Genomic DNA, 12914 nt, shown 5'->3' with positions numbered 1-12914 from the left:
TTGTGGGTCGACTGCCCGGGAGCGCTGCAGGCACCAGAAGGTCGGAACCGGGGGCCTCGACAAAAGTTGTCGCTGTGCGCGGGTAGCTCGCTCAGTCGATGCCGAGCATCTGCTTGAGTTCGTGCACGCCTGTCACTTCGACGGGATACGGCGGTGCGACAAAGTCTTCGCGACTGAGGGTGAAGAGACGACGCACGGTCATTCGGCCGTCGGCAGCCAACTCCTCTATCGTGCCGTCTGCGCGGTACCCGACTTTGGTCGACACCGTGATCGAGGCGGGGTTGTCGGTGAACGCCGACGACGCGACGCTGCGTGCGCCCAAAGAGTCGAATGCGAATGCGCAGATAGCCTGTCGGGCGAGAGTACCGATACCCCGGCCTTGGAACTCACGCCCGATCCACGAGCCGGTTTCACCGGTACGACTGTTGGGGAAGTCCGTCGCGGCAAACGCCTGACAACCTACGATTTCCCCGTCGACAACGATGGCTGTTTCGAATTTCCAGTCGGCGACGCTCATCGCTCCGCGGACCGACCAGTGATATTGGATGAACCTTCGCGACACTTCGTCCGGCGTGCCCACAGTCCAGGGGACAAGAAAAGGCATCTGTTCGGCAGGGTGAATGCCGGCTCGAACCAGCGCGTCGAGTTCGGGGAAATGGTCGTCGCGCACAGGGGTCAAGGTGACGGGCCCACACGTGATCGTTACTCCGTACGGAGGCCAGATCTCGCTCAGTGGATCAAACATCGTGCTCAGACTTTCGTTCGTGTGCGAATCGGGTCACAGTCTGGCATGCCAGGACTGTCCGAGTGAGCGACTTCTGGTCATCGAGATTCTTTTGCCCTCGCGGTACGGAGCCGTGACATTAGTGTGTGGACGGTGACTACAGACAAACCGGTACGTCTTCGTGAAGGTAGATCGCCCGACAGGCTTTCGCGTGGTGTGGTGGCCGGATACGCAGCGGGAAGTGTAGGTACGGGTGGATTCGGTGTTCTGCCAGGTCTGGTACTGGCGTACTACCTGACCGACACCCTCGGGGTTGCCGCGGCGCTCGCGTCGCTCGTGGTCATCGTTCCGAAAATCGCCGATGTCCTGATCGACCCACTGATCGGGTCGATCAGCGATCGTGGCTCTCACCGAACTGGTACGCGAGTGCCACTCATGCTCGCAGGTGCTCTGGCTCTGCCCTTGCTCTTCATTCTCACGTTCTCGGCTCGCGTGTCTGCCGGCCCTGGAGTCGGGGCGTTGTGGGTGCTCGTCTTCTTCCTGCTCGCGGCCAGTGCCTACAGTCTCTTTCAGGTTCCGTACATCGCGTTGCCGACCGAGTTGACCGGCGATTATCACGAGCGCACTCGCTTGGTATCGGTTCGAATTGCTGTGTTGGCCCTGACAATTCTGGTCATCGGTGCCGGCGGCCCCGAGCTCCGCGATGCCGCCGGGGGCGGGGCGCGCGGCTATCTCGTCATGGCGATCGGGGTGTCGGCGTTGATGTGCGGGGCAATGATCTGGGCAGTTCGCGGAGCAGCGCGCCACACGGTGACTCACGCGGATGCCCCGACCGGCTCGTTGCTTGTGCAGTATCGGGACGGGTTCGACGCGATACGACACACTCGCTCGTTCCGATTGCTGGTCATCGTGTTCGTGCTCCAAGCTCTTGCGACCGCGGTGATGTTGGCTGGGGCGCAATACCTGGCGACGTATGTGATGGGGAACGAAGGTGCACTCACCGGGCTGTTCGTCGCACTCGTCGGGCCGGCCCTCGTCGTGATGCCTCTGTGGTATCGGTTCTCTCATCGGTACGGAAAGCTTCGCGGCTACGTCGTGTCTTCGGTTCTGTTCGTCGTCGCGACGGCGTTGTTGACGCTCGCTGCGCTCGACGCCGGCCCGTGGATCTACGGCGCCGTCGCCCTTGCCGGCGTTGCCTATGCCGGTATGCAGGTGTTCCCGCTGGCGATGCTCCCGGACGTCATCGAAGACGACGCGCGAATCGGTGGTCGCCAGCGTGGTGGCTCGCTCAGTGGTATCTGGACCGCCTCGGAAACCGCAGGCCTGGCCCTCGGACCCGCCGTGTTCTTGGGTGTTCTCGCAGCTACCGGGTTTGTCTCGAAAACAGCGGGGGAGAGCGTCGTACAACCGGAATCGGCGCTCACCGGTATCGCCTTGGGGTTCTCGATCGTGCCTGCAATCCTGGTTGCGATAAGCCTGGTCGTATTACGGAATTACCACACCGAACAAGAATCCACTCACGAGAACGCAGGTGAACGATGAGTTCCACTCAGTCCGAGGCACTTCAGGGCAGAATCCTCGAGAGCTCGAACCTCGAGAGCCGAGCCGCTGACATCTTGGGCCGGTTGCGTTCGCTCCGTGAACAGGATGCTCCGACGCACGGCGGCCGTGTTCTGTCGTATGTGTACGACAGCGGTCTCGCAGCCCTCGACGAGTTGGCAGCGGACGCAGCTCGATCGGTTCAGCCCGTCAACGGTCTCGATCCGACGGTGTTTCCCTCGACTGCGGTCATGGAGCGTGAACTGGTGGCGTTCGCGCGCGAGTTCCTCCATGGAACTTCGGACACGGCGACGGATACAGACGCAGGAGCAGAAGGAGTGGTCGTCGGTAACGTCACCAGCGGCGGAACGGAAAGTTGTGTGTTGGCAGTCAAGGCCGCTCGCGACTTCCGTGGTCTCCCACCGGGGGAGGGCTCGCTGGTTCTTCCGACCACCGCGCATGCCGCTTTCCACAAGGCGGCGCACTTGCTCGGGCTGAAACTGATCCTGGTGCCGGTGGATCCAACGTCGGGGCGCGTCGACGCACAAGGTATTGCGGCAGCGGTGCGGGACGACACGGTATTGATCGTCGTCTCTGCGCCCAATTACCCTTTCGCGGCGCTCGATCCGATCGCCGAAGTCGCGGAAGTTGCTCATGCACGGTCGATTCCATTGCATGTCGACGCCTGCATCGGCGGACTTGCGTTGCCGTGGTGGGGTGATCTGCCGCCCTGGGATTTCCGGGTGGCCGGTGTCACCAGCATGTCGGTCGACTTCCACAAGTACGGATACTCACCCAAAGGCGTCTCCGTTTTGCTGCACCGTGGGCGGGATCTGCATCGCAAGCAATATTTCGGACTCACGGACTGGCCGGGCTATCCGGTGGTCAATCCCACTCTTCTCGGTTCCAAATCCGTTGCTGCCCTGGCCGGGGCGTGGGCGATTTCGCAAGTCCTCGGTCAACCCGGGTATGCCGAATTGGTGTCCCGGGCGCAGCGGGCGACCCGTGCGCTCATCGACACGGTCCAGAGCGTCGACGGGCTTCGCATCGTGGGCTCGCCGGTGGGACCGCTCTTCGCGGTCGCTGCCGACGATTCCGTGCCGCTCGAACGCCGAGTGGATCCGCATCGCTGGGTGAGCGCCGTCGGTGCCCGGGGTTTCGTCCTTCAAGGGCAGCCGGCGTCGACGCAATCCGACGGGACGACGTTGCCTCGAACAACCCACCTCACCGTCACCCCGGTAACGGAGTCTGTGCTCGGCGAGTTGACCAGCGCGCTCGTCCTCGGTGCCGACGACGTTCGCGGCCTGGCGGCAGCGCAGGCACCGCCGGCCCTGGCAGAGTTGGCCGGAGCATTCGAACGTGGCGATGTCACCGTCGCCGATGTACTCGCTTTGCCCAGTGACGCCGTTGCGGCAGCTTTGACGTCGGCGGGGCTGGAACCGCGGGGCTCTTCTGATTCTCCGCTGGACATGGCGGCGGTGCTGGCGGCAGTGGAATCGCTGCCACGCGAGGTAACCAAGCGGTTGTTGGTGGAGTTTCTCGCCGGACTAGTGGAGCCCTGAACTCAGCGACGAACACCGAAACCGTGATGAACACTGCCTAAAACTCGGACAAATGGCGCGAAAGTTTCGCGCATCGGGCGTAAGTTTTCTGTCATCGGCTAACCATCTTTTGTCGGAGGGTTGATTTGTGACTGGCGCCGCGACCAAGATTCTGACAGTTTTCGAGGACATGATCGGGGTTCCGCTTCCGATTCGAGTGCGTTGTTGGGACGGTTCCGAGGCGGGCCCGCCGGACGCCGCTGCACAGGTGCATTTCCGGAATCGGCGTGCATTGCGGCGAGTCCTGTACTCTCCCAACGAGTTGGGGTTGGCGAGGGCGTACGTGTCCGGGGATCTTGACGTCGACGGCGATATCTTTGCGCTCCTCGACGTCCCGGACCTCGTCACGCGGCTCGGCGAGAATCGATTGTCGGCGTTGCCGTTGCGCTCGATCGTGCGCGCCGCCGGTACTTTTGCCGGCTTGGGGGCGCTGGGTCTACCGCCATCACCCCCGTCGATCGAGATGCGTCGTAAGCGAGGCAAACGGCACAGCAAATCGCGCGATTCTGCGACTGTCTCCCATCACTACGACGTCGGGAATCGCTTCTACGAACTGTTTCTCGGGTCGAGCATGGTCTATTCGTGCGGATACTGGCCGGAGGGGGTCGAATCCCTCGAAGCCGCTCAGTTCGCGAAGCTGGACCTGATTTGCCGCAAGCTCGATCTGAAGCCGGGAATGCGACTGCTCGACGTCGGCTGTGGTTGGGGATCGATGGCACTGCACGCTGCCCAGAACTACGGGGTCGATGTCGTCGGGGTGTCACTGAGTAACGAGCAGGTCGAGTACGCCAAAGGGCGAGTTGCCGATGCAGGTTTGACCGACCGCATCGAGATTCGGGTGCAGGACTACCGCGACGTCGATGACGGCCCGTACGACGCGATTTCGAGTATCGGGATGTCCGAGCATGTGGGCCTGGTCAATTTGCCGGTGTACACGGCAAAACTCTACGACCTTCTCGTGCCGCAGGGGCGTCTGCTCAATCACGCCATCGCAGCGGTGAAGTCGTTGTCGGACAAGGCCGAAGACGGACCCAGTTTCATCGACAGCTACATCTTCCCGGACGGCGAGATACTTCCGCTGAGTAAAACCATTGATGCGCTGGAACTTTCAGGTTTCGAGACACGTGACAGCGAAGCGTTGCGTGAGCATTACGCACTGACGCTGCGAGCGTGGGTGCAGAACCTTCGCGAGAACTGGGACGCGGCAGTCCTACAGGTCGGTGCTCCCCGAGTGCGAACCTGGTTGCTGTACCTCGCTGCCAGTGCGCTGGGTTTCGAGGAGCCACACAGGCTTACGATTCATCAGGTTCTGGCAGTGAAACCAGGGGATCGGGGGGCCAGCGGTATGGCCCGCTCGCGTAAGAGTTGGTACCGATCGATTGAAGTCCCGCAGATCGAAACCGGTCCGCGCATCGACTGAGGCCTATACGTTGGATTTCCATGAGCACCCGGAAGGTCGTCCTCGCGGCAGTGAAGATTTCGGCCGTGGCGATCTCGGCACTGTTGCCCACGTCGCTGCTGTTCACACCGATATCGAATGCCGAACCGGTGAGCGATTTCTACGACGCGAGTCCAGACGACGTCGGTGATCCGGGATCGGTGATCCGGACGGAACCACTGCCGCTTGCCGGCGCCGTCGGCGCAGTGCCTGGTGTGGGGACTCGGATCCTGTACGCGAGTACCGACGCCCACGGATCCAAGGTGGCCGTGTCGGGTTCGTATCTGGAACCGGCCGCCCCGTGGTCAGGGGCGGGGTCGCGCCCGACAGTCGTGATCGGTCCGGGCACGCAAGGCCAAGGTGATCAGTGCGCACCGTCGAGGATGTTCCCCACTGCCGGTCAGCTCCGCCTGGCGGAGCCCGGGAATCCGTCGAACTACGGTGCCGGGGTGGACAGTGTCGGTGTCAACTACGAGTCCGCCTTCGCATTCGCTTTCCTCGCCCAGGGCGTTCGCGTGTTTGTCACCGACTACATCGGACTCGGAACGCCAGGCGTCCACACCTACGTCAATCGCGCCGAGGAAGCCCACGCGATGTTGGACGGTGCACGCGCTGCCCGAACCCTGGCGAAGGCAGGGGCGGACGATCCGATAGCGCTCTGGGGGCATTCTCAGGGCGGCGGGGCCACTGCCGCAGCAACCGAACTGGCGCCCGAATACGCGCCTGAGGTGAATCTGGTCGGGAGCTACGCGAGCGCGCCCCCGGCCGACCTGGCAAGCGTTCTGCGTCATATCGACGGTACCGGTCTGATGGCCGCGATCGGCTACACGATCAACGGCGTCCTCGACCGCTATCCAGCCGCCCGAGAACCGATCGAATCTCGACTGAACGACTACGGTCGGTCCGTGCTCGCAGATGTAGCTGGGCAATGCCTCATCGATTCCCGAACCAAATACGGGAAGCAGTCGACGGCGTCTTGGACCACGGACGGACGACCCCTTGCCGACGTGGTGGAATCGGTACCGGAGATCCAGCAGGTGATCGAGGAACAACGCATCGGGCGTCGAACCCCGGCCTCGCCGATCCTTGTCAACGGAGCGCTCAACGACGATTTCATCCCGTACGAGCAAACCCGGCGCCTGGTTCAGGACTGGTGTGCGCGTGGGGCCGAGGCGACGTTGTTCACCGACACCCTGCCCGCGGTGAATCCGGGGAGCGGCAACAATCATCTCGCACCGGCGGTGGCGGATTTCGGCGTCGGATTGCAGTACGTGCTGGACAGATTCAACGGCAAGCCGATAGTCGGCGCGTGCAACGCCTGAGTCGCCGTGTCACGTAACCACCGTCTCTCTTCTAACAGTGGTTGACTGAGCCCGTGAACGATCGACCGCACGACCTTCCGATCAAGCCGGTTCCGCGGAGCGCCCTGGGTGCCGGGCCGGCGCTGAGAGTGTCGACGGGTCTGCTGCTCGGTGTGGCCGCAGGTGTCGTCACGGCGTTGGTCGGCTATCCCCGGTTCGCGTTTCTGATCGGCTGGGATGTGGCGGCGATGGTGTTCACGGTGTGGACGTGGATTCTGGTCTGGCCCTTCGACGCGACGCTCACAGCAAGCCACGCAACGCGCGAAGAGCCGGCCCGCAATGTCGCACATCTGCTGATTCTCGGCGCCGCCGTCGCGAGCCTGGTCGGTATCGCGTTCCTGCTCCTGGCGGCACCCGACGGACATCACTACCAAGTCGTGGCGGCATCGGTTGCAGTCGGTAGCGTCGTGATCTCGTGGCTGGCGGTCCACACGCTCTTCGCCCTCGGATATGCACGGCTGTATTACTCCGGCCCCGACGGCGGAATCGATTTCAATCAGGAAGAACCGCCGCGGTACAGCGATTTCGCCTACGTGGCGTACACGGTCGGGATGAGCTTCGCGATTTCCGACACCAACTTGAAGTCGTCGGACATGCGTGCGATGGCGCTCGGGCACGCATTGCTGTCGTACCTGTTCGGTTCGGTGATCGTGGCGTCGGTCGTCAATTTGATCGCGGGCCTGTGATCGATCAAGCCGTGTGACCGATCAAGCCGCCGCGCGGCCGATGCTCGAGAGAAAGCCTGCAGCGCCGAAGAACAGACCGGCGAACACTCGATTGGTGGTTCGCTGCTGTTTGGGGGAGCGCATCAAGGTGAGCACCCGTGCGGCCAGCCCGGTGTACCCGGTCATCACGATCACGTCGACGGCGCACATGGTTGCAGCGATGATCAGATACTGCGGCAGGAGCGGCGCCGACGGATCGAGGAACTGCGGGAGCACTGCGAGCATGAAAACGACGGCTTTCGGGTTGCTCGCGTTCACGAGAAATCCGCGAAGCATCATCATCGGACCGGAACTGCTCGCGGCGGCTTCGTCGGTCTCCACCTCGGTGGGCGCCGATCGCCACTGCCTGATCCCCAGGTAGACGAGGTATGCGACACCGAACCACTTGATCAAGGAAAAGGCCACGGTCGAACTGGCGAGAACGGCGCCGACGCCGGCCGCGACAATTCCGATCTGCAACAACAATCCCAACTGCAGCCCGAAAATGTTCCAATATCCGCGCCGCAGACCGTAGGCAAGCCCCGACGACATCGACGCAATGGCACCGGCCCCTGGTGACAGGCTGATCACCCAACTTGCTCCGAAGAACGCCAACCAGACGTGCCAACTCATGTCGAAAGTCCTTTGATTCGTGAATGCTCCCGATACACCAGCCACGTACGGGATCAGAAAAGTGTAGACGGACTGCCCTGCTCACGGCTCGCGACAGTGCAATGATCGGGAGATGACGTCGTATCCCGTGCTCGACCTGACACCCGACGAATTACTGACCACAACGCGAACGGTTCGAAAGCGTCTGGATCTGACCCGTCCGGTGCCCTTGGATCTGGTGAAGGAGTGTCTTCAGATCGCCCTGCAAGCGCCTTCCGGTTCGAATCGCCAGGGGTGGCAGTGGATGGTTGTGACAGATCCGGCACTGCGAGCAGCAGTTGGGCTGATCTACAAGGAAGTCACCGACGAGTACCTTGCTTCTCACGGTTCGGCGGCAAAGCTCTTCGCCGACGACCCCGATCGCGCGCCGATCCAACAGCGAGTAGGCACGAGCGTCGCGTGGCTCGGTGAGCACATGGGCGAGGTACCGGTTCTCCTCATTCCGTGCATCAAGGCGGGTAAGACGTTGCCGGAGGGGAACCAGGCGGGTCTGTGGGGTTCGCTACTGCCGGCCGCGTGGAGTTACGCGCTGGCAGCACGGGCACGTGGACTCGGTACGGCCTGGACAACGTTGCACTTGCAGCGTGAGGCGGAAGTTGCCGAGCTGCTGGGCATTCCGGCCGGATTCCATCAGGCGGCTCTGATCCCGACGGCGTACTTCACCGGCGAGACGTTCAAACCTGCCGCGCGCGAACCCGTCGACAACGTGCTGCACGTGGACCGATGGTGAGCCTGATCTACTCGGCGATCTGCTCGATCGACGGGTACGTGGCGGACAGGGACGGGAACTTCGACTGGGCTGTTCCCGACGCGCAGGTCCATTCGTTTGTCAACGAGCTCGAGAGGGGAGTCGGCACGTACCTGCTCGGGCGCCGGATGTACGAGACGATGATTCCCTGGGAAACAATGGCAGCCGAGGACCTCGGGCGTTCGTCAGTGCCAGGAGGTTCGTCGGTTCCGGACGAGTTTGCAGGTATCGAGGCGGCGACCGTCGAGTTCGCTCAGATCTGGCGTGGAATCGACAAGATCGTGTACTCCACGACACTGAACGAGGTGTCGACTGCGCGCACCAGGATCGTCCCGCGCTTCGATGCAGACTTCGTCAACTCGATCAAGAGCGAAGCGGTACAAGATATTTCGATCGGTGGACCGACGGTTGCGGTTAGTGCTTTCGCGGCGGGTTTGGTCGATGAAGTCAGACTGTTCCTGTGTCCGGTCAATATCGGCGGCGGATTGCGAGCTCTCCCGGAAAGGCGGCTTGATCTGCAACTGCTCGAGGAGAAAACCTTCGACGGCGGCGTGATCTACCTGCGGTACGCCGTTCGCTAGGCCGCCACCATCACTGCCGTGACGACGCAGAGTAGAGCGATGTAGGCGCCGGCATGGACGCGGTCCGGAATAGCACCGACTAGTCGCCGGCTCAGCACAATCGCAGGCAGAGAGCCGGCGAGAAGCGCGCAGACGGCCAGAAGGTCGACGGCGCCGACTCTGTCCGCCGACAGCTCCGAAGCAGAGATGTGTCCGGATGCCGCCGCGTACACCGCAGTCGCGACGACGGCGACAGGCAGGCTCAACGGGTTGGCGCTCGCGGCGGCGTCGGCCATTTGAACTCCGCCGCGTCGCATCATCGGCACCGTCATGACGCTGCCGCCCACGCCGAGGAAACTTGCGACGGCACCGATTCCGATCCCGACTGTGCGGACCCCGTTGGGGCCGAGACGGTCGTCAGGTTCGGGAGGCGTCAGAAACCCTTGCCGCAGAAGGCTGTCGAGGATCGTCACGACGAGATAGAGGACAAACAGGATTCGGACGATGCTGTCGTCGACGTGGCCCGCCGCAACCGCTCCGAGCGCTGCTCCGACTGCGACGGGTCCGATCAGAGGTCGGATGTACTCCGTCCGAAGTCGTCCTGATTTCCTGAATGCCACTGTGGCACTGAGTGAATTGACCACCATCACGGCCGCTGAGGACGCGACGGCGACGTGCATCGGATCGGTGACCTCCGGCCGAAGTGCGGACGCAGCGTAAACGACTGGGACGGTGACGAACCCGCCACCGAATCCGAACAGAACAGTGGTGACTCCGGTCAGAGCGCCGAAAGCGAGCAGGATGAGGGCGTAGTGAAGCACGTGATGAACGGTAGCGATTTCCCTGCTGGCTCACATTCGAAGGTTCGCCAGATTCCATTGTCAATCGGACACCGACTCGGTAGGTTCTCTCGGGTGCGCAACATTCCGATCAACGACGTCGATCGCTCACCTCGCAGTGTTCTCGCCATCGGAACCGACTACCCGCGCGGCCACGCGCTGGCTGCCCACGATCATCGGCGAGCCCAGTTCCTCTTCGCTGTGAACGGTGCGATGAACGTCGAAACCGACGACGGTGAGTGGACGGTTCTGCCGTCCAATGCGGTCATGATTCCCGCCGGTGTCGTTCATGCGGTGACGATGGACGGTGTCAGCACACGAAGCCTCTACATCGAACCGTCCGCAGTTCCCTGGTTTCCGGTCAGGTGCCGAGTGGTCGCGGTCTCGCCGCTACTACGCGAGCTACTTGTCGCTTCAGTCGACATGGATGTCGAATTGAACGTGGAGGACGACTTCTCTGCTCACGGACGTGAGACCGCAGTAGTTCAGCTGATCCTCCACGAACTTCGCGATCTTGCACCCCTACCTGTGGAACTCCCACTGCCTCGGCACCCGGGATTGCGGGCATTGTGCACGCGGTATCTCGCAGGCCCGTCGATTCACGACTCCCCCGCGCGGTGGGCCGGGCGACTCCACATCAGTGAACGAACGCTGCACCGCTTGCTGATCTCGGAAACGGGGATGAGCGCGTCGTCGTGGATGCAGCGTGCCTGCATTCTTCATGCGCTTCCGAAACTCTCCGCCGGCGTCAGTGTGACGTCCGTTGCGTCTGAACTCGGATACTCGACGCCGGCTGCCTTCGCGGCGATGTGCACCCGAGTCTCGGGTGCACCGCCCAGCAGCTATCGGGCGCGCGTCACGACACCGACACCGGGATGATGTCGGCGACGACGTCGTGGATGAGACCATCACGGACTTCGAAGGTTTCACGAATCTCCACGGTCATGAGGCGAGTGCCGCCGATTCCCGCGTCCAGCAGGTAGGTGGTCGAGACGATGTCCCCGGCCTCCGACATCTCGAGGTCTCGGACGCCCTGGATAACGCGGTATTGGATGCCGTTTTCGAGGTCGGCGGACATCTGTGGTCCGGAGAACCCCGTCTTGAGTCCGGCTTCGACGCGGGTCGCATCCGGGGCGAAATGAACATCGGAGACGTCATGGGAGACGAGGGCGTCGATGTAGGCGCGTGCTTGCGCCTCGCGGGGTGAATCGGCCGGGTTCGGGGCTGCCGTCGCAGCGCCTCCCGCAGCCAGGATCAGGGCAGCAGTGGCAGCAGCAATTCCGGCGATCTTTTGCAGTGTTCGCATGGGGCATCCTAACGACGAGGAGTGGTGGAAATTCGGAGAACGGCTGTCATCGAGTAGCCGTGCAGCTGCGTGGAGGGTCGACGAGCGAGCAGAAAGCCGGGGCCATGACGGGCACGTAGTCGGCGCCGACGCCGTTGTCGCGAATGATCCGGCGGTAGGTGTCGACTCCGTCGGTCGGGATTCGGGTCGCGGTGGGATCGCCGAGAACATCTACGGTGTAGAGGCCGAATCGAGGTCGGTACGAACCCCATTCGTAGTTGTCGGTGATGGACCAGTAGTTGTAGCCGATCACGTCTGCGCCGCTTTCTCGGGCGCGTTCCATCCAATAGATGTGATCTCGTAGGTGATTCGAGCGTGTGTATCCGTCGGCGCGCGGCGCTCCGTTGTCGGTGGGCATGCCGTTCTCGACGATGTAGAGGGGGAGTTCGGGATACTTGCCCGAGTAACGCATCAACGCGTCGTACAGGCCTTCGGGTTGAGGTGTGACGTTGTAGAACTCGTCGAGTGCGGCGTACGCGGCAGTCGGATTGTTCAGGGCCACACCGTAGTAGTAGTCGATCCCGAGAAAGTCGAGCTTGTCGCGCACTCGATCCGTGAACACCGAATCTATTGCCTCGGACACGCCGGGAATGAAGGAGAAATTACTGCTCACACGAGCACCGGGATCGAGAACGTGTATGCGGTCGTAGATCGCCCGGTGAACCCGAACCAACGAGTCGAACATCGACGGTGCCTGGGTGAGAGCGATTCCGCCGTAGGTCAATTCGCGCTGAACATACACAGTCGGCTCATTGATCGTGATCCACAGCGCACCGATCCCGGAGTACCGCTCGACTACCTTCTCTGCGTTGACCAGCCAGTCGGCTTCGGTCTTCGGATTTGTCCATCCGCCTTGATCGACAACCCATCCCGGATACACCCAGTGGTCGAGCGTGATCATCGGAGTCATGCCCTGCGCGCGGATGTGCGTCACCACGTCGTCGTAGTAGGCGAATTCGGTCTCGTTCCAGCTCCCGGCGGCGGGCTGAACTCGCGCCCACTCGACGCCGAATCGGAAAACCTTCGATCCCAGATCAGCCGCCCGGTCGATGTCCTCGGCGTAGCGATGACGGAAGTCGACCGAGTCACCGATCTTGTCGTGGGTTCGTCCGGAGTCGGAGTATCGAGACCAGTTGCTGTCCGGCGACGATCCTTCCGATTGGAATCCGGAGGTGGCAACGCCCCAGAGGAAGTCATCCGGTACCTCAGCGGAGGCGCGGGCGGGAAAGGCGAGCGCCCCGAGCAGGCACGCCAGTGCCATCAGTGCAGGCGTAATAGACCGTGACAGGGCTCCCATGCCTGGGAGACTAAGTCATACAAGTGTCCAGTCGCAGGCGTTTCGTCCGATCCGCCCGCGACTGGACCGCATCATTCAGTCACCCT

General features: G+C 62.5%; 13 protein-coding genes. 8 read left to right on the top strand and 5 right to left on the bottom strand.

What is annotated here, in order from left to right; genetic code table 11:
• Positions 1-91: 91 nt before the first annotated feature.
• Positions 92-745: a GNAT family N-acetyltransferase gene (locus tag ACFQ6Y_RS30100; protein WP_378640438.1), complete on the bottom strand. Its 654-nt coding sequence runs from the start codon at positions 743-745 to the stop codon at positions 92-94.
• A 123-nt stretch (positions 746-868) separates the two neighbouring features.
• On the opposite strand from ACFQ6Y_RS30100, the gene ACFQ6Y_RS30095 reads away from it, so the two are divergent.
• The 5 genes from ACFQ6Y_RS30095 (at position 869) to ACFQ6Y_RS30075 (ending at position 7349) form a co-directional block, all read left to right on the top strand.
• Positions 869-2266, top strand: coding sequence for an MFS transporter (locus ACFQ6Y_RS30095; protein ID WP_378640435.1), 1398 nt, complete (start codon positions 869-871; stop codon positions 2264-2266).
• Positions 2263-3825: a pyridoxal phosphate-dependent decarboxylase family protein gene (locus ACFQ6Y_RS30090; protein ID WP_378640432.1), complete on the top strand. Its 1563-nt coding sequence runs from the start codon at positions 2263-2265 to the stop codon at positions 3823-3825. Before ACFQ6Y_RS30095 ends, ACFQ6Y_RS30090 begins: the two co-directional genes overlap by 4 nt.
• A gap of 127 nt (positions 3826-3952) precedes the next feature.
• Positions 3953-5284: a class I SAM-dependent methyltransferase gene (locus tag ACFQ6Y_RS30085; protein ID WP_378547908.1), complete on the top strand. Its 1332-nt coding sequence runs from the start codon at positions 3953-3955 to the stop codon at positions 5282-5284.
• A 20-nt stretch (positions 5285-5304) separates the two neighbouring features.
• The gene (locus ACFQ6Y_RS30080; RefSeq protein WP_378640430.1) at positions 5305-6624 is read left to right on the top strand and encodes a lipase family protein; all 1320 of its coding nucleotides are present in this window, start codon (positions 5305-5307) and stop codon (positions 6622-6624) included.
• Positions 6625-6677: 53 nt separating this feature from the next.
• Positions 6678-7349 (top strand): DUF1345 domain-containing protein, encoded by a 672-nt coding sequence (locus tag ACFQ6Y_RS30075; RefSeq protein ID WP_378538706.1) that lies wholly within the window; start codon positions 6678-6680, stop codon positions 7347-7349.
• A gap of 21 nt (positions 7350-7370) precedes the next feature.
• Here ACFQ6Y_RS30075 and ACFQ6Y_RS30070 read toward each other — a convergent pair whose 3' ends face one another.
• Positions 7371-8000 (bottom strand): LysE family transporter, encoded by a 630-nt coding sequence (locus ACFQ6Y_RS30070; protein WP_378449596.1) that lies wholly within the window; start codon positions 7998-8000, stop codon positions 7371-7373.
• 112 nt (positions 8001-8112) lie between these two features.
• Here ACFQ6Y_RS30070 and ACFQ6Y_RS30065 point away from each other — a divergent pair, with 112 nt between their 5' ends.
• Together ACFQ6Y_RS30065 and ACFQ6Y_RS30060 are read left to right on the top strand one after the other, a co-directional pair.
• Positions 8113-8769 (top strand): nitroreductase family protein, encoded by a 657-nt coding sequence (locus ACFQ6Y_RS30065; RefSeq protein WP_378640428.1) that lies wholly within the window; start codon positions 8113-8115, stop codon positions 8767-8769.
• Entirely contained in the window at positions 8763-9368 is a 606-nt protein-coding gene (locus ACFQ6Y_RS30060; protein ID WP_378640426.1) for a dihydrofolate reductase family protein, read from the top strand. Before ACFQ6Y_RS30065 ends, ACFQ6Y_RS30060 begins: the two co-directional genes overlap by 7 nt.
• Here the strand turns inward: ACFQ6Y_RS30060 and ACFQ6Y_RS30055 are convergent.
• Complete coding sequence (locus ACFQ6Y_RS30055; protein ID WP_378640424.1) at positions 9365-10168, bottom strand: sulfite exporter TauE/SafE family protein; 804 nt, start codon at positions 10166-10168, stop codon at positions 9365-9367. The two genes, ACFQ6Y_RS30060 and ACFQ6Y_RS30055, sit on opposite strands and share 4 nt — an antisense overlap.
• Before the next feature lie 93 nt (positions 10169-10261).
• On the opposite strand from ACFQ6Y_RS30055, the gene ACFQ6Y_RS30050 reads away from it, so the two are divergent.
• Entirely contained in the window at positions 10262-11065 is an 804-nt protein-coding gene (locus ACFQ6Y_RS30050; RefSeq protein ID WP_378640422.1) for an AraC family transcriptional regulator, read from the top strand.
• Here ACFQ6Y_RS30050 and ACFQ6Y_RS30045 read toward each other — a convergent pair.
• The gene (locus ACFQ6Y_RS30045; protein WP_378640419.1) at positions 11043-11492 is read right to left on the bottom strand and encodes a hypothetical protein; all 450 of its coding nucleotides are present in this window, start codon (positions 11490-11492) and stop codon (positions 11043-11045) included. The genes ACFQ6Y_RS30050 and ACFQ6Y_RS30045 overlap by 23 nt on opposite strands.
• Positions 11493-11538: 46 nt before the next feature.
• Complete coding sequence (locus ACFQ6Y_RS30040) at positions 11539-12792, bottom strand: glycoside hydrolase family 1 protein (RefSeq protein WP_378640490.1); 1254 nt, start codon at positions 12790-12792, stop codon at positions 11539-11541.
• Positions 12793-12914 lie beyond the last annotated feature (122 nt).

The sequence above is a fragment of the Rhodococcus sp. NPDC056516 genome (genome assembly GCF_042794655.1).
Classification (GTDB): Bacteria; Actinomycetota; Actinomycetes; order Mycobacteriales; family Mycobacteriaceae; genus Rhodococcus_F.
The sequence above is the reverse complement of the archived record's forward strand: the minus strand, read 5'-3'. Positions and strand labels throughout refer to the sequence as shown.

What these genes read in the sequence shown, in the direction of transcription:
- ACFQ6Y_RS30100 (WP_378640438.1), bottom strand. Translation starts at nt 745, where the DNA reads ATGTTTGATCCACTGAGCGAGATCTGGCCTCCGTACGGAGTAACGATC.
- ACFQ6Y_RS30090 (WP_378640432.1), top strand. Translation starts at nt 2,263, where the DNA reads ATGAGTTCCACTCAGTCCGAGGCACTTCAGGGCAGAATCCTCGAGAGC.
- ACFQ6Y_RS30080 (WP_378640430.1), top strand. Translation starts at nt 5,305, where the DNA reads ATGAGCACCCGGAAGGTCGTCCTCGCGGCAGTGAAGATTTCGGCCGTG.
- ACFQ6Y_RS30070 (WP_378449596.1), bottom strand. Translation starts at nt 8,000, where the DNA reads ATGAGTTGGCACGTCTGGTTGGCGTTCTTCGGAGCAAGTTGGGTGATC.
- ACFQ6Y_RS30065 (WP_378640428.1), top strand. Translation starts at nt 8,113, where the DNA reads ATGACGTCGTATCCCGTGCTCGACCTGACACCCGACGAATTACTGACC.
- ACFQ6Y_RS30060 (WP_378640426.1), top strand. Translation starts at nt 8,763, where the DNA reads ATGGTGAGCCTGATCTACTCGGCGATCTGCTCGATCGACGGGTACGTG.
- ACFQ6Y_RS30045 (WP_378640419.1), bottom strand. Translation starts at nt 11,492, where the DNA reads ATGCGAACACTGCAAAAGATCGCCGGAATTGCTGCTGCCACTGCTGCC.
- ACFQ6Y_RS30040 (WP_378640490.1), bottom strand. Translation starts at nt 12,792, where the DNA reads ATGGCACTGGCGTGCCTGCTCGGGGCGCTCGCCTTTCCCGCCCGCGCC.